Source organism: Bradyrhizobium sp. HKCCYLRH1030 (assembly GCF_051168395.1).
Classification (GTDB): Bacteria; Pseudomonadota; Alphaproteobacteria; order Rhizobiales; family Xanthobacteraceae; genus Bradyrhizobium.
In genome coordinates this window covers 71,028-86,042 of sequence record NZ_JBNPUY010000013.1, presented here as the reverse complement: position 1 = coordinate 86,042, position 15,015 = coordinate 71,028, and the positions used below count along the sequence as shown (strand labels likewise).

17 protein-coding genes are annotated in these 15,015 nt (G+C 66.1%); 11 read left to right on the top strand and 6 right to left on the bottom strand.

All coding sequences use genetic code 11. From position 1 onward, the window contains the following. The first annotated feature begins 60 nt into the window (after positions 1-60). Genes fliF through ACQR1E_RS30005 form a run of 6 tightly spaced genes read left to right on the top strand, consistent with a single transcriptional unit; the run spans position 61 to position 5,682 of the window. Complete coding sequence (fliF, locus tag ACQR1E_RS30030) at positions 61-1,659, top strand: flagellar basal-body MS-ring/collar protein FliF (protein WP_315750101.1); 1,599 nt, start codon at positions 61-63, stop codon at positions 1,657-1,659. Between the two features lie 44 nt (positions 1,660-1,703). Beyond that, positions 1,704-2,798 carry a flagellar motor switch protein FliG gene (fliG, locus tag ACQR1E_RS30025; protein ID WP_315714167.1) on the top strand — a complete coding sequence of 365 codons (1,095 nt, stop codon included), beginning with the start codon at positions 1,704-1,706 and terminating at the stop codon, positions 2,796-2,798. Continuing rightward, positions 2,798-3,418, top strand: a complete 621-nt coding sequence (locus ACQR1E_RS30020; protein ID WP_315714166.1) for a FliH/SctL family protein — start codon at positions 2,798-2,800, stop codon at positions 3,416-3,418. The genes fliG and ACQR1E_RS30020 overlap by 1 nt, the downstream gene beginning before the upstream one ends. A gap of 29 nt (positions 3,419-3,447) precedes the next feature. Continuing rightward, on the top strand, positions 3,448-3,795 hold the full coding sequence (gene fliN, locus ACQR1E_RS30015) for a flagellar motor switch protein FliN (protein ID WP_015669138.1): 348 nt from the start codon (positions 3,448-3,450) through the stop codon (positions 3,793-3,795). A 53-nt stretch (positions 3,796-3,848) separates the two neighbouring features. Beyond that, the gene (gene flbD / locus ACQR1E_RS30010; RefSeq protein ID WP_316194259.1) at positions 3,849-5,228 is read left to right on the top strand and encodes a sigma-54-dependent transcriptional regulator FlbD; all 1,380 of its coding nucleotides are present in this window, start codon (positions 3,849-3,851) and stop codon (positions 5,226-5,228) included. Next, positions 5,158-5,682, top strand: a complete 525-nt coding sequence (locus ACQR1E_RS30005; RefSeq protein WP_434897926.1) for a hypothetical protein — start codon at positions 5,158-5,160, stop codon at positions 5,680-5,682. Before flbD ends, ACQR1E_RS30005 begins: the two co-directional genes overlap by 71 nt. Here ACQR1E_RS30005 and ACQR1E_RS30000 read toward each other — a convergent pair. From ACQR1E_RS30000 to ACQR1E_RS29975, 6 genes are all read right to left on the bottom strand, one after another. Next, a complete protein-coding gene (locus ACQR1E_RS30000; RefSeq protein ID WP_315714164.1) occupies positions 5,673-5,828 on the bottom strand; it encodes a hypothetical protein in 156 nt (51 codons plus the stop codon). The two genes, ACQR1E_RS30005 and ACQR1E_RS30000, sit on opposite strands and share 10 nt — an antisense overlap. Before the next feature lie 91 nt (positions 5,829-5,919). After that, positions 5,920-6,495 (bottom strand): flavin reductase family protein, encoded by a 576-nt coding sequence (locus ACQR1E_RS29995; protein WP_434841370.1) that lies wholly within the window; start codon positions 6,493-6,495, stop codon positions 5,920-5,922. Between the two features lie 14 nt (positions 6,496-6,509). After that, positions 6,510-7,370 (bottom strand): ATP-binding cassette domain-containing protein, encoded by an 861-nt coding sequence (locus tag ACQR1E_RS29990; protein ID WP_434897925.1) that lies wholly within the window; start codon positions 7,368-7,370, stop codon positions 6,510-6,512. A gap of 9 nt (positions 7,371-7,379) precedes the next feature. Further along, on the bottom strand, positions 7,380-8,186 hold the full coding sequence (locus ACQR1E_RS29985) for an ABC transporter permease subunit (protein WP_315714161.1): 807 nt from the start codon (positions 8,184-8,186) through the stop codon (positions 7,380-7,382). Beyond that, complete coding sequence (ssuD, locus tag ACQR1E_RS29980) at positions 8,183-9,361, bottom strand: FMNH2-dependent alkanesulfonate monooxygenase (protein WP_434897924.1); 1,179 nt, start codon at positions 9,359-9,361, stop codon at positions 8,183-8,185. Before ssuD ends, ACQR1E_RS29985 begins: the two co-directional genes overlap by 4 nt. Before the next feature lie 36 nt (positions 9,362-9,397). Next, a complete protein-coding gene (locus ACQR1E_RS29975; protein WP_316166532.1) occupies positions 9,398-10,354 on the bottom strand; it encodes an aliphatic sulfonate ABC transporter substrate-binding protein in 957 nt (318 codons plus the stop codon). Between the two features lie 389 nt (positions 10,355-10,743). On the opposite strand from ACQR1E_RS29975, the gene napE reads away from it, so the two are divergent. Genes napE through ACQR1E_RS29950 form a run of 5 tightly spaced genes read left to right on the top strand, consistent with a single transcriptional unit; the run spans position 10,744 to position 14,921 of the window. Further along, entirely contained in the window at positions 10,744-10,929 is a 186-nt protein-coding gene (gene napE / locus ACQR1E_RS29970) for a periplasmic nitrate reductase, NapE protein (RefSeq protein ID WP_315714158.1), read from the top strand. A gap of 16 nt (positions 10,930-10,945) precedes the next feature. Further along, positions 10,946-11,266: a chaperone NapD gene (locus ACQR1E_RS29965; RefSeq protein ID WP_315750094.1), complete on the top strand. Its 321-nt coding sequence runs from the start codon at positions 10,946-10,948 to the stop codon at positions 11,264-11,266. Between the two features lie 15 nt (positions 11,267-11,281). Next, the gene (napA, locus tag ACQR1E_RS29960) at positions 11,282-13,786 is read left to right on the top strand and encodes a nitrate reductase catalytic subunit NapA (protein ID WP_315750092.1); all 2,505 of its coding nucleotides are present in this window, start codon (positions 11,282-11,284) and stop codon (positions 13,784-13,786) included. Positions 13,787-13,791: 5 nt separating this feature from the next. After that, positions 13,792-14,262: a nitrate reductase cytochrome c-type subunit gene (locus tag ACQR1E_RS29955; RefSeq protein ID WP_315714155.1), complete on the top strand. Its 471-nt coding sequence runs from the start codon at positions 13,792-13,794 to the stop codon at positions 14,260-14,262. Further along, complete coding sequence (locus tag ACQR1E_RS29950; RefSeq protein WP_315827657.1) at positions 14,259-14,921, top strand: NapC/NirT family cytochrome c; 663 nt, start codon at positions 14,259-14,261, stop codon at positions 14,919-14,921. Before ACQR1E_RS29955 ends, ACQR1E_RS29950 begins: the two co-directional genes overlap by 4 nt. Positions 14,922-15,015: the final 94 nt, after the last annotated feature.

The window sequence follows — 15,015 nt, the reverse complement described above, 5'->3', positions numbered from 1 at the left end:
GCGAAGCTCAAATCACCTTTCAGCGGCCACCCGTCGAATGCCGAACTATGGGGCAGTTGCTTGCAAGGTCTCTTGGACTTCCTGAAGGGTTTGGGCGCCGCGCGGCTCACCGCCATGATCGCAGTCACCGCTGCCTTAATCGGCTTCTTCGGCTTCGTCATCATGCGCGTGACCGCGCCGCAGATGACCACCCTCTTCACCGACCTGACGATGGAAGACTCCTCCAGCATCATCAAGGATCTGGAGCGGCAGGGCATTCCCTTCGAGATGCGCAATGAAGGCAGCGTGATCCTGGTGCCCAAGGACAAGGTGACCCGGCTGCGCATGAAGCTCGCCGAGGGCGGCCTGCCCAAGGGCGGCGGCGTCGGCTACGAGATCTTCGACAAGTCGGACGCGCTGGGCACCACGAGCTTCGTCCAGAACATCAACCATCTCCGCGCGCTCGAGGGCGAACTCGCCCGCACCATCCGCGCCATCGACCGTGTCCAGGCGGCGCGCGTCCATCTCGTCCTGCCGGAGCGGCCGCTGTTTTCGCGTGAGACCCCGGAGCCGTCCGCCTCGATCGTCGTGCGCGTGCGCGGCACCCTCGAGCCGGCGCAGATCCGCGCCATCCGCCACCTCGTCGCCTCCGCCGTCAACGGCCTGAAGCCGCAGCGGGTGTCGATCGTCGACGAGGCCGGCCAGCTGCTTGCCGACGGCACCCAGACCGACATCGACCAGCAGGTCGGCGACGAGCGCCGCAACGCCTTCGAGAAGCGGATGCGCAAGCAGGTCGAGGACATCGTCTCCTCGGTGGTCGGAGCGGGCCGCGCCCGCGTCCAGCTGTCCGCCGACTTCGACTACAACCGCATCACCCAGACCTCCGACCGCTACGATCCGGAAGGCCGCGTGCTGCGCTCGAGCCAGACCCGCGAAGAGCAGTCGGCGACCAACGAGAACAACGGCCAGGTCACGGTCAACAACGAGCTGCCGGGCAACCAGCAGAACGCGCCGCCGCAACAGCCGCGGGACCAGAGCAAGAAGACCGAAGAGACCAACAATTACGAGATCTCCCGGACCACCAAGACCGAAGTCACCGAGGCCGGACGGGTCAACCGCATCTCGGTCGCGGTTCTGGTCGACGGCGCCTACTCGAAGAACGAAAAGGGCGAGCTGGTCTATCAAGAGCGCAGCAAGGACGAGCTCGACCGCATCGCCGCACTGGTCCGCTCCGCCATCGGCTTCGACCAGAAGCGCGGCGACCAGGTCGAGGTGGTCAACCTGAAATTCGCCGACGCTCCCGCCGTGCCGCAGATCAACGAGCCCACCGGCTTCCTCGGCATGCTCCACTTCACCAAGGATGACGTCATGTACGTCATCGAGCTCGCGGTGATGATGCTGCTCGGCATCGTGGTCGTGTTCATGGTGGTGCGGCCGCTGGTGAAGAAGATCATCGCCAGCGAGGAGATCGCCGCCCCGGGCGGCGGCCTGCCGGCCCTCACCGACGAAACCATCCAGGCAGCCGCTCACGCCCAGCAGACCGCCAACATGATCGACGTCGCCCAGGTCCAGGGCCAGGTCCACGCTCAGTCCGTCCACCGGGTGGGCGAGCTGGCCGACCGCAACCCGGGCGAAGCCGCCGCCATCATCCGCCAGTGGCTCGCCGAGCCGCAGAGCTGACCCGATCGACGTGAACCGCCTGAACTGAAAAGAACGTAGACGCCATGTCGCTGCCGCAGACCCAGAACGCCAACGCCAACAACAACGACATTTCCACGGTCATCGCGACCTTGGCGAGCCGCCAGGCGCAGCGCGAGAAGACCGAGCCCTTGAGCGGCCCACGGCGCGCCGCCGTGATGATGCTCGCGCTCGGCGAGCAGTATGGCGGCAAGATCTGGCAGCAGCTCGATGACGACGAGGTGCGCGAACTGTCGCTGGCGATGTCGACGCTGGGAACCATCGAAGCCGACGTGGTCGAGGACCTGATGCTCGAATTCGTCTCGCGCATGTCGGCCTCCGGCGCGCTGATGGGCAATTTCGACGCCACCGAGCGCCTGCTGCAGCAATACCTGCCGCCGGAGCGCGTCAACGGCATCATGGACGAGATCCGCGGCCCCGCCGGCCGCAACATGTGGGAGAAGCTCTCCAACGTCCAGGAAGAGGTGCTCGCCAACTACCTCAAGAACGAATATCCGCAGACCATCGCGGTCGTGCTGTCCAAGCTGAAGCCGGAGCATGCCGCCCGCGTGCTCGCGATCCTGCCCGAGGACATGGCGCTCGACGTCATCGGCCGCATGCTGCGCATGGAAGCGGTGCAGAAGGAGGTCATCGAGCGCGTCGAGCAGACCCTGCGCGTCGAGTTCATGTCGAACCTGTCGCAGACCCGCCGCCGTGACGCCCACGAGGTGATGGCCGAAATCTTCAACAATTTCGACCGCCAGACCGAGACCCGCTTCATCACGTCGCTCGAGGAAGAGAACCGCGAATCGGCCGAGCGCATCAAGGCGCTGATGTTCACCTTCGACGACCTGATCAAGCTCGATTCCGCCTCGGCGCAGACCCTGCTGCGCAATGTCGACAAGGACAAGCTCGGCGTGGCGCTCAAGAGCGCCAACGAGGAGGTCCGCAACTTCTTCTTCGGCAACATGTCGTCGCGCGCCGCCAAGATGCTGCAGGACGACATGGCCGCCATGGGGCCGGTGCGGCTGCGCGACGTCGACGAGGCGCAGGCCCTGCTCGTCAATCTCGCCAAGGACCTCGCCGCAAAGGGCGAGATCATGCTCAGCAAGAACCGCGCCGACGACGAACTGGTGTATTGATGGCTCAGCCTGCGAAATTCCTGTTCGATACCGACTTCGCCGCGCCGGAGAAGACGACGCGGGAGCGTGCGGCCACGTCCGCGGAAATCGCACAGAAGGTCGCGGCCGCCGAAGCCGCCGCCTATCGCAATGGCTACGAGGCGGCGCAGCGCGAAGCCAAGGTCGAGGCCGACCGCCGCGTCGCCTCGGCGCTGGAGCAGATCAACATCCAATTGCAGGGCATCTCCGCCCGCTTCGAAGGCATCGAGCAGCGGATGGAAACCGAGGCCGTCGATGTCGCGGTCGCCGTCGCCCGCAAGCTGTGCGCGGCGCTGGTCGAGGCGGAGCCGCTCGGCGAGATCATTGGACTCGTGCACGACTGCTTCGCGCATCTGGTTGCCACGCCGCACCTCGTGCTGCGCATCAACGAGACGCTGTACGAGCTCGCCCGCGAGAAGATCGAGAAGCTCGCCAAGCAGAGCGGCTTCGAGGGGCGCCTCGTGATCCTCGCCGAGCCGGAGATCGCGACCGGCGACTGCCGTATCGAATGGGCCGATGGCGGCGTCGTGCTGGAGCGCGCTGCGATCGACGCCAAGATCAACGAGCTGGTCGGACGCTACATGGCGTCCAAGAAGAACTAGGCCGCTGTGGTGGCCGAGGGAGTTAAGTCATGAGCGACAACGAGATCCCGCTTCCCGACCTCAACGCGGCGGACGCGCCTCCGCTGGGCGGGGACGTCGGCTACAACGAGGAAGAGCATGCCGCGCGCATCGCGGCCGACCTCGAGGCGGTGTTCGACGTCCCGGTTCAGGTCTCGGCCGTGCTCGGCCGCTCCAAGATGGATGTCGGCGAGCTCCTGAAGCTCGGGCCCGGCACCGTGCTCGAGCTCGACCGCAAGGTCGGCGAGGCGATCGACATCTACGTCAACAACCGGCTCGTGGCACGCGGCGAGGTGGTTCTGGTCGAAGACAAGCTCGGCGTGACGATGACCGAAATCATCAAGTCCGACCGCAACTGACAGACATGACCTGCGTGCCGATCGAGAGCGGCACGACCGAATAGGAGACCAACATGCGGCTTCTCATCGTCGGAACGCTGAAGGGCCAGCTGACGACGGCCACCAAGATCGCCATGGAGAACGGCGCCACCGTCACCCATGCCGAGGACAACGAGCAGGCGATGCGGGTGCTGCGCGGCGGCAAGGGCGCCGACCTGCTCCTCGTCGACGTCGCGCTCGACATCCGCGACCTGGTGATGCGGCTCGATGCAGAGCACATCCACGTGCCGATCGTCGCCTGCGGCATCACCAGCGATGCCCGCGCCGCGGTCGCCGCCATCCATGCCGGCGCCAAGGAATACATTCCGCTGCCGCCGGATCCCGAACTGATCGCCGCCGTGCTCGCCGCCGTCGCCAATGACAGCCGCGACCTCGTCTATCGCGACGAGGCGATGGCGAAGGTGATCAAGCTCGCCCAGCAGATCGCCGGCTCCGATGCCTCGGTGATGATCACCGGCGAGTCCGGCACCGGCAAGGAGGTGCTGGCGCGCTACGTCCACACCCGCTCGGCCCGCGCCAAGCGTCCCTTCATCTCGATCAACTGCGCCGCAATCCCTGAGCACCTCCTGGAGTCCGAGCTGTTCGGCCATGAGAAGGGTGCCTTCACCGGGGCCGTCGCCCGCCGCATCGGCAAGTTCGAGGAGGCCAATGGCGGCACGCTCCTGCTGGACGAAATCTCGGAAATGGACGTGCGGCTGCAGTCGAAGCTCTTGCGCGCCATCCAGGAGCGCGTGATCGACCGCGTCGGCGGCACCCGCCCCGTCCCCGTCGACATCCGCATCATCGCGACCTCCAACCGCAACCTTGCCGACGCCGTGCGCGAGGGTACGTTCCGCGAGGATCTCTTGTTCCGGCTCAACGTCGTGAACCTGAAGATCCCTCCCCTGCGCGAGCGCCCCGCCGACATTCTCGAGCTGGCGCAGCATTTCGCGCGCAAATATTCCGAGGCCAATGCCGTACCGCTGCGGCCGATCTCGGCGGAGGCCAAGCGCATCCTCACCACCAACCGCTGGCCGGGCAACGTGCGCGAGCTGGAGAACACGATGCATCGCGCGGTGCTGATGGCGCAGGGCGATGAGATCGGGCCGGATGCCATCCTCACGCCTGACGGTACCCGCCTCGACATCGGCAAGACCCAACCCGCCGTAGCGCATGCTACGATGGCGGCGGAACAGGTCACGCGCGCCTTGGTCGGCCGCACGGTCGCCGATGTCGAACGTGACCTGATCCTGGAGACCCTGAAGCACTGCCTGGGCAATCGGACACATGCGGCCAATATCTTGGGCATCTCGATCCGCACGTTGCGCAACAAGCTCAACGAATATGCCGACGGCGGCGTGCCGATCCCGCCGCCGGGCTCCGGCGATACGCCGCGCATGCCGAGCCCCGTATAATCTGCCCATCCGGTTCGTTCTCGGCGGCGCGCTGGCCCTCGGCGCGCCGCTTGCCGTTTCGCCGGCTGATGCCGCAACGCGCGGCGTGCTGTCAGGCTGCTGGGAGCAGACGTCGCACGCGCCGCTCGTCAATCCGTCGTCGGGTCAGGAATGGGGCGCCCGGAGCTGGTGCTTCGCAGGCAAGGGCAAGCTGATCTCGCGAACGGTTGCCTGTGGCAGGGAGGGCTGCGACGGTTGGGACAACGAACGCAGCTATCGCTGGCGGCCGCCCACCCTGTCGCTGTCCGATGTCGAGACGTCGCCGGATGGCGGACACATCAAAGTGTGGCGCCGCTGCCGCGTGCAGTTTCTGACCGACGATTGGATGCAGCTACAGGACTGTGAACAGTCCCCGGATCCGTGGGTTCGCGAGAATACGCCGGCGCGTCGTCGCCGGGCACAGCCTCACGAATAGTTCGGCGCCTCGGGATTGCGGAAGATGTGAATGGGATCGCCGGGCGTGAACTCGCGTTGCGTCAGCACGGCATAGGCATAGAGCGCGAGATACAGGATCGCGGCCGTGCCGATCACATAGAGCGCCCAGGTTCCGATCCGTTTCATCAGCTCCGCCGCAAACACCACCTCAAGGCCGCGGTGCTTTTACGGCGTCCAGCTTCGGGACGCCACCCTGCGGCCAACCGCCGCTCACCGCCTATGGCTCGTCCTGCGGATCAGGCCCGCCGAGGGGGGCGAGCCGGGCCACGTCCTCGTCGCGGTCGACGTGCACATAGCCGCCATGCCAATACGCCAGGGCTGCCGCTTGCGGCGCCACCTCGACATGCACCACGCGGCCGATCACGATGCCATGAGAGTGCCGCTCGATGATCTCCTCGACCTCGCAGTCCAGCGCGGCGAGTGCCCCGACCAGGAGCGGCACGCCGGTCACGTGCTTGCGCCACTCCGCGCCGGCGAACCGCTCGGCGCCTCTGAGACCACCTTTACCCGAGAACCGCTCGGCCACGCCGATCTGGTCCGCGGCGAGCAGATTGGCGCCGAAAACACGCTCCCGCTGCAGGATCGGCCATGACGAGGCGTTCCGATTGAGGCTCACGATCACGGACGCCGGCTCGATGGAGAGCGATGACAGCGAACTCACCGTCATGCCGGTGACCTCATCGCCGCGCCCGACGGTGATCACGCTCACGCCGCCGACCAGCTGGCGCATCGCGGAGCGGAAATCGGGCTGAAGCGCGGTGGCGTCGGGCATGAGGCGGACGATGGAGTTCATTGCGATATTCTCTCCTAACCCGCCGCGCCCGGTCCAAGCAACTGGCCCAGGATCGAGCCTTCCTGCGCCGCAAGCTCCGCAGAGCCACGCTGGCGCGGGCGCGGCAGATCGACCACGATATCCTCGGCGATCCGGCCATTCTCGATGACCAGAACCCGGTCGGCCAGGGCCACGGCTTCCGCCACGTCATGGGTGACCAGGATTGCGGTGAAGGTTTGATCGGCCCAGACCCGCTCCAGCAACCGCTGCATCGCGATCCGCGTCAGCGCATCGAGGGCGCCGAGCGGCTCGTCGAACGCCAGCAGGCGCGGACCGCTGACGAGCGCGCGCGCCAGCGCGACGCGCTGCTTCTGGCCGCCGGACAGCTCCGCCGGCCATTGGTCGCGCTTGTCGGCGAGACCCACTTCCTCCAGCGCCTGCCGCGCGCGCTCATGGGCGCCGGCGGCCTTGCGCTCGCGGCCGAGGCCGACCTCGACATTGCCGAGCACCCGCGCCCACGGCAGCAGCCGCGGTTCCTGGAACATGACGCGGACGTCCTCGGGCCGCGCCGCGGCTTCACCGAAGCTGATGCTGCCCGACGTCGGCTTGTCCAGACCTGCGATCAGGCGGAGCAGCGTGCTCTTGCCGCAGCCACTCTGACCGACGATCGCCACGAACTGACCGCCCGGAATCTCGAGATCGATGCCGCGCAGCACCTCGTTGTCGCCGAACGCCTTGCGAAGGTCGCGGATCACCAGCGGCAGGCCGCGCGTCGCGGGTTTGGCCGGGGTCACGCCGGGCTTCCTCGCGTGGCGGAAGGCCTCGGCATGCCCGATCACGTCAGTGCCGTCGATCGCCTCGACGCCGGACACGGGAATTCGGAGCGCTTGCTGCATTTACGAACCTCAATGTTTGCTGAAGGCCGGATGCCAGGACAGCGTCATCCGTTCCAGCACCCGCGAAGCGCTGTCGGCGACCTTGCCCAGCAGGGCGTAGATCAGGATGGAGAGCACGACGACGTCGATCTGCATGAACTCGCGCGCCTGCATCGCCATGTAGCCGAGCCCCGAGGACGCCGCGATCGTCTCGGCGACAATCAAGGTGAGCCACATGATGCCGAGCGCGAAGCGCAGACCGACGAAGATCGACGGCAACGCACCGGGGAAGATCACGCGGCGAAACAGTTCGCCGTCGGTCATGCCGTAGACGCGGCCCATTTCAATGAGTTGCGGATCGACGGTGCGAATCCCGTGCAGCGTGTTGAGGTAGACGGGGAAGAACACGCCGAGGGCCACCAGGAACAGTTTTGCGCTCTCGTCGATGCCGAACCACAGGATGACCAGCGGGATCAGCGCCAGATGTGGCACGTTGCGCACCATCTGCAGCGTGGTGTCCGTCAGCTTCGCCGACAGCTGCGACAGGCCATTGGCGAGCCCGAAGGCGAAGCCGATGCCGCCACCGATCAAGAAGCCGATCGAGGCGCGCCAGAAGCTGACCCAGATGTTGCGGCCGAGTTCGCCTGATAGCAGCAGCTTCCATCCGGCGCGTGCGACGTCGGTCGGCGCCGGCAGTACCCGCGGCGACACCAGGCCGGCGACCGAGGCCGCCTGCCAGATCAGGATGATCGCGAGCGGCACCAGCCAGGGGATCAGCGCATCCGCGCGCGGCACCACGAGCTTGCGGACCTTGGGAAGACTTTCGATCAGGCTCATGACTGCGAGGCTCTCTGCAACGGACGATGCTCGTTGGCGATGGTCTCACCGAATGGGCCGGTGTTGGTGCGCAGTTTGGTCACGTTGCCGGCCTGCTCGGACACGTTCAGCCCAAGCTTGGGAAACACCAGTTCGGCGAAGCGGTAGGCTTCTTCGAGATGCGGGTAGCCGGACAGGATGAAGGTGTCGATGCCGAGCTCCTGGTACTCGCGGATGCGCGCCGCGACCGTGTCGGGATCGCCGACCAGCGCGGTGCCGGCGCCGCCGCGGACGAGGCCCACGCCGGCCCACAGGTTCGGGCTGATCTCGAGCTTGTCGCGCCGGCCGCCGTGCAGCTGCGACATGCGCTGCTGGCCGACCGAATCCATCCGCGCAAAAATCTTCTGTGCCGAGGCGATGGTGTCGTCGGTGACGTGCTTGATGAGGTCGTCGGCGGCGACCCACGCCTCCGCGTTGGTCTCGCGCACGATCACATGCAGGCGGATGCCGAACGACAGCCTGCGGCCACGGCTGTCGGCGACTGCTCTCACCTTGGCGATCTTCGCCGCGACATCTGCCGGCGGCTCGCCCCAGGTAAGATACTTCTCGACCGTATCGACGGCGACGTCGATGCCGGCATCCGACGAGCCTCCGAAGAACAGCGGCGGGCGTGGCGACTGCACCGGTGGGAACAGCAGCCGGCCATCCTCGACCTTGATGTGCTTGCCGGCGAAGTTGACGGCTTCGCCTTCGAGCAGCGCGTTGTAGACGGTGAGAAACTCGCGGGTGACCTCGTAGCGCTCCTCATGCGACAGGAAGATGCCGTCGCCCTTGTTCTCGACCGGATCGCCGCCGGTGACGACGTTGACCAGCAGGCGACCGTTGGTGACGCGGTCGAGCGTCGCGGTCATGCGCGCGGCCACGGCCGGCGATTGCAGACCCGGACGCACCGCGACGAGATACCGCAGCTTCTCGGTGAATGGCGCCACGGCCGACGCCACGATCCAGGAATCCTCGCAGCTGCGTCCCGTCGGGATCAGCACGCCGTAATAGCCGAGCTGATCGGCGGCCTGCGCCACCTGGCGCAGATAGTTGAAGTTGACCTCGCGGCCGCCTTGCGAGGTGCCGAGATAGCGGCCGTCGCCATGGGTCGGCAGGAACCAAAGCACATTGGGCTTCGACGAAGCGTTGCTCATGTCGTTCTCTTTCGGATTTGAGTGGCGGGACAGCCGTCAGGTGGACGGCGTCCATTTCCAGACGATGTCGGCGACGTTGACGGCTTTGGGAATGAGGCCGACACGGGCGAAGCGGTCGGCGACGGCCTGCTGGCTCTTGATCACTTCGTCGTCGATCGGCACGACGCTATAGACCGAGCGGTCGACGAAGCGCTTGACCGCCTCAAGATCGACGCCGGTGGCCTCGGCCTGCGCCTTGGCGACCTCGTCGTGATGGCTGTTGGCCCACACGCCTTCGGCGGCGAAAGCCGCATTCAGCCTGGCGACGACGGCCGGATACTTTTCGACGAAGTCGGAGCCGACGATGTAGAATGAGTTCGGCTTGTGGACATCCTTGTCCCACACGATCACGCGCGCATTCTCCTTGAGCTCGGCAAGCGCGAGATACGGATCCCAGATCGACCAGGCATCGACCGAGCCTTTGACGAAGGCGGCGGTGGCATCGGCGGGCGCGAGCGGCGCCGGCGTGATGTCGGTCCAGGACAGGCCCGCCTTCTCCAGCGCGGCGACCAGGAGATTGTGCGCGCTCGAGCCCTTGCCGAAGGCGACGCGCTTGCCTTTGAGATCGGCGAGCGACTTGATCGGCGAGTCCTTGGGCACGATGATCGCCTGGCTGCTGCCGTTCTGCTTGACGGCCGCCGCGTAGCGGATCTTGGCACCGGCGGCCTGCGCGAAGATCGGCGGCGCGTCGCCGACATAGCCGAAATCGACGCTGCCGACATTGATGGCCTCCAGCAGCGGCGGGCCGAACTGGAAGTCGACCCAGACGATGTCGATGCCGACGGGCTTGAACGTATCCTCGATGGTGCGGCGCGCCTTCACCGCCGGGAAGAAGCCGCCCTTCTGGGTGCCGATGCGGATCTCCTTCGGCTTGTCCTCGGCGCGCAGCGGCGCCGCTGAGGCCATCACCGCAGCCGATGCCAACGACAATTTCAGAAAATCACGACGCTTCATTGCCCTCTCCGACCAAGACTGCATCCGCATTGATGCGATGCACGGAATGATGGTGGCAGGCGCAACGCGTGTCGAGCGTCCCGGAAAAATAGCGATGCGGGTCCTATCGGCTTACGGCCGGAGGGGATGTTCGTATCGAGACCGCGGCGCAGAGCAGCGAGAATTTCTCGCAAGCAAAGCTGCGATCACGCGTCTTCACAGCCCGTCAACCAAGAGCTCAGTGGGGACCGGCGCGACTCCGCTCTGGCGGTGCGCCGGTGTGCGCGGGGTTCCGCCCGCTTGATCCAGGTCAACGCCGGTTTCCGGAGCCTTCTTAAACATAAGATCAGGCGCGGCCCGGATGCCGCAATCCCTCCTGAACTGAACCTCCCCTAGCAGAGAATTCTCTCATGTCGCTCGTTGGCGGCGATGCGAACGCGCGTGCGCGTCGCAGACGCATGGAAATTGTTGCCTTCCTGTTTCTCACCGCTGTGCTGATGCCCGCGCTCGCGGTCGCCACCGTCGGCTCCTACGGGCTCACGGTCTGGGTTTACCAGATGATGGCCGGGCCACCCGGGCCGCCCGCGGCGCACTGATCGGAAGGACCCCGCCATGCTCTCACACCGCACCTCCCTCGACCGCCGTGCTCTGATCACCGGCCGAGTCCTCACCGCCGATCCCGTCGTCGCACCGGCCAAGGGCGAGATCGCCAGCATCATCGTGCAGACCCGGCCCGAGCAGCTCGACCGCGTCGAAGCCGACATCCTCGCGCTGTCCGGCTGCGAGATTCACGGCCGCGACGCACGCGGCAAGCTGATCGTCGTCGTCGATGCGCCCGATGCCGGCGCGCTCGGCGCCACCATGAACCGGATCGGCCTGCTGCCGCACGTGCACTCCGCCTGCCTCGTCTTCCACGCCATCGACGCCGGCTAATCACACGAGACACCAATGACCGACATGAAGATCGATCGTCGCCAGATGCTGAAGCTGGAAGCCGCCGCGATTGCCGCGGCCGCCGCCGGCATGCCCGGCAGCTCGCTTGCGGCGAACCTCGTCACCGAGCGCGAAGCCAGCGAGCTGAAATGGGACAAGGCCGCCTGCCGCTTCTGCGGCACCGGCTGCAGCGTGATGGTCGCGACCAAGGACAACCGCGTCGTCGCCACCCATGGCGACATCAAGGCCGAGGTCAATCGCGGCCTCAACTGCGTCAAGGGCTACTTCCTCTCGAAGATCATGTACGGCCATGACCGCCTGACGCATCCGATGCTGCGCAAGACGAACGGCAAGTACGACAAGAACGGCGAGTTCACCCCCGTCTCCTGGGACGAAGCGTTCGACGTCATGGCCGCGAAGTACAAAGACGCGCTGAAGAAGCGCGGTCCCTCCGGCGTCGGCATGTTCGGCTCGGGACAGTGGACGATCTGGGAAGGCTACGCTGCGTCAAAGCTGTTCAAGGCCGGCTTCCGCTCCAACAACATCGATCCGAATGCGCGGCACTGCATGGCCTCGGCCGTCGCCGGCATGATGCGCACCTTCGGCATCGACGAGCCGGCCGGCTGCTATGACGACATCGAGGCGACGGATGCGTTCGTGCTGTGGGGCTCCAACATGGCGGAGATGCATCCGATCCTGTGGAGCCGCGTCACCGACCGGCGCCTGTCGGCGCCGCATGTCAAGGTCGCTGTGCTCTCGACCTTCGAGCATCGCTCGTTCGACCTCGCCGACATCGGCATGGTGTTCAAGCCGCAGACCGATCTCTATCTCCTCAACGCGATCGCCAACCACATCATCAAGACCGGCCGCGTCAACAAGGAGTTCGTCCAGGCGCATACGGTGTTCAAGAAGGGCCAGACCGACATCGGCTACGGCCTGCGCCCGGAGCATCCGCTGCAGAAGAAGGCCACCGGCGCAGCCAAGGCCAACGACGCCACCGACATCTCGTTCGACGAGTATGCCAAGTTCGTCTCCGACTATACGCTGGAGAAGGCCGCCGAGATGTCCGGCGTGCCGCTGAATCGGCTCGAGGCGCTGGCCGAGCTCTATGCCGATCCGAAGACCAAGGTGGTCTCGTTCTGGACCATGGGCTTCAACCAGCACACCCGCGGTGTCTGGTGCAACAACCTCGTCTACAACATCCATCTCCTGACCGGGAAGATCGCAGAGCCCGGCAACAGCCCGTTCTCGCTGACCGGCCAGCCCTCGGCCTGCGGCACCGCGCGCGAGGTCGGCACCTTCTCGCACCGCCTGCCCGCCGACATGGTCGTCACCAACAAGGAGCACCGAACCAAGGCCGAGCACATCTGGCAGTTGCCGGAAGGCACGATCCCCGACAAGCCGGGCTATCACGCCGTGCTGCAGAGCCGGATGCTGAAGGACGGCCTGCTGAACGCCTATTGGGTGCAGGTCAACAACAACCTGCAGGCCGGCCCCAACGCGAACGAAGAGACCTATCCGGGCTTCCGCAATCCGGACAATTTCATCGTCGTCTCCGACGCCTATCCGTCGGTCACCGCGCTCGCCGCCGATCTCATTTTGCCGACGGCAATGTGGGTGGAAAAGGAAGGCGCCTATGGCAATGCCGAGCGCCGCACCCAGTTCTGGCACCAGCTCGTGTCGGCACCGGGCGAGGCACGCTCGGATCTCTGGCAGTTGATGGAGTTCTCCAAGCGCTTCAAGATCGAGGAGGTCTGGCCTGAGGAGCTGATCGCCAAGAAGCCCGACGTGCGCGGCAAGACGCTGTTCGACGTGCTCTACAGGAACGGCCAGGTCGACAAGTTTCCGCTCGACCAGATCGAGCCGGGCTATGCCAACGACGAGTCCAAGGCGTTCGGCTTCTACGTCCACAAGGGCCTGTTCGAGGAATACGCCTCGTTCGGCCGCGGCCATGGCCATGACCTGGCGCCGTTCGAGGCCTATCACCGGGAGCGCGGCCTGCGCTGGCCGGTGGTCGACGGCAAGGAGACGCGCTGGCGGTTTCGCGAGGGCTCTGATCCTTACGTCAAGGCCGGTACCGGCGTGCAGTTCTACGGCTTCCCCGACGGCAAGGCGCGCATCTTCGCTTTGCCCTACGAGCCGCCGGCGGAATCGCCCGACAAGGACTATCCGTTCTGGCTGTCGACGGGACGCGTGGTCGAGCATTGGCATTCCGGCACGATGACGCGCCGCGTGCCCGAGCTCTACAAGGCGTTCCCCGAAGCCGTCTGCTTCATGCATCCGGACGATGCCGAGGCCGCGAACTTGAGGCGCGGTGACGAGGTCAAGGTCGCCTCGCGCCGCGGCTTCATCCGCGCCCGCGTCGAGACCCGCGGCCGCGACAAGCCGCCGCGCGGCCTCGTCTTCGTGCCGTGGTTCGACGAGTCGAAGCTGATCAACAAGGTGACGCTCGACGCCACCGATCCGATCTCGCTGCAGACCGACTACAAGAAGTGCGCCGTGCGCATCGAGCGGGTGTGACCATCATGATGAGAAAAATCGCTGTCATGCTGATCGCGGCCAGCGTTGCGGCCGGATCGAGCGCCCTGCTCGCCCAGAGCGTCTCGTCCTCGCTGCGCGGTCCTGCACCGCTCAACGACGAGGGTCCTGCGCCGCCGATGCAGCCGATGAAGAACACCGCCGAGAAGGAGGTGCGCAACTATCCGGAGCAGCCACCGGTGATTCCGCATGCCATCGACGGCTATCAGGTCGACATGCAGGGCAACAAATGCCTGTCCTGCCACGCCCGGGCGCGCACGGCGGAGTCGAAGGCGCCGATGCTGTCGATCACCCATTTCATGGATCGCGACGGCCAGTTCCTGGCGTCGGTGTCGCCGCGGCGCTACTTCTGCACCCAGTGCCACGTGCCGCAGAGCGTCGCCAATCCGCCTGTCAGCAACGACTTCGTCGACATCGACACGCTGCTGGCGCACGACAGGCCGGGTGGCAAGCGATGAGCAGCGCCGACATCCCGGAGGGCGCCAAAGCGCCCGTCCCCGAAAAGCGGCTCGGCCTTGCCGGCCGCGCCTGGCAGTTCATTCTCGACCTCATCGACGTGCTGCTGAAGCCGAGCTCCGTGTTCGGGCTCGGCGTGCTGGTGCTCGCCGGCTTCCTCGCCGGCGTCATCTTCTGGGGCGGCTTCAACACCGCGCTGGAGATCACCAACACCGAGAAGTTCTGTACCAGCTGTCACGAGATGCGCGACAACGTGTTCGCCGAGCTGAAGACGACCGTCCACTTCTCCAACCGCTCCGGCGTGCGCGCCAGCTGCCCGGACTGCCATGTGCCGCACAACTGGACCGACAAGATCGCGCGCAAGATGCAGGCCTCCAAGGAGGTCTGGGGCCATCTGTTCGGCTCGATCGACACCCGCGAGAAGTTCACCGACCGAAGGCTGGAACTGGCGTTGCACGAATGGGCGCGCTTCAAGGCGAACGACTCGCTCGAATGCCGCAACTGCCACAGCGCGCAGTCGATGGACATCACCAAGCAGTCGCCGCGCGCCGTCGAAGCCCACCAGCGCTTCCTCTTCACCGGCGAGAAGACCTGCATCGACTGCCACAAGGGCATCGCGCATCACCTGCCGGACATGCGCGGCGTGCCGGGCTGGCAGTAGGCTTCCTCTGGAGGGGAACGAGCGATCGCCGCAGGCACGCTGCGCCCCCTCCCCCGCTTGCGGGGGAGGGCTGGGGTGGGGGCGCCACACGGGC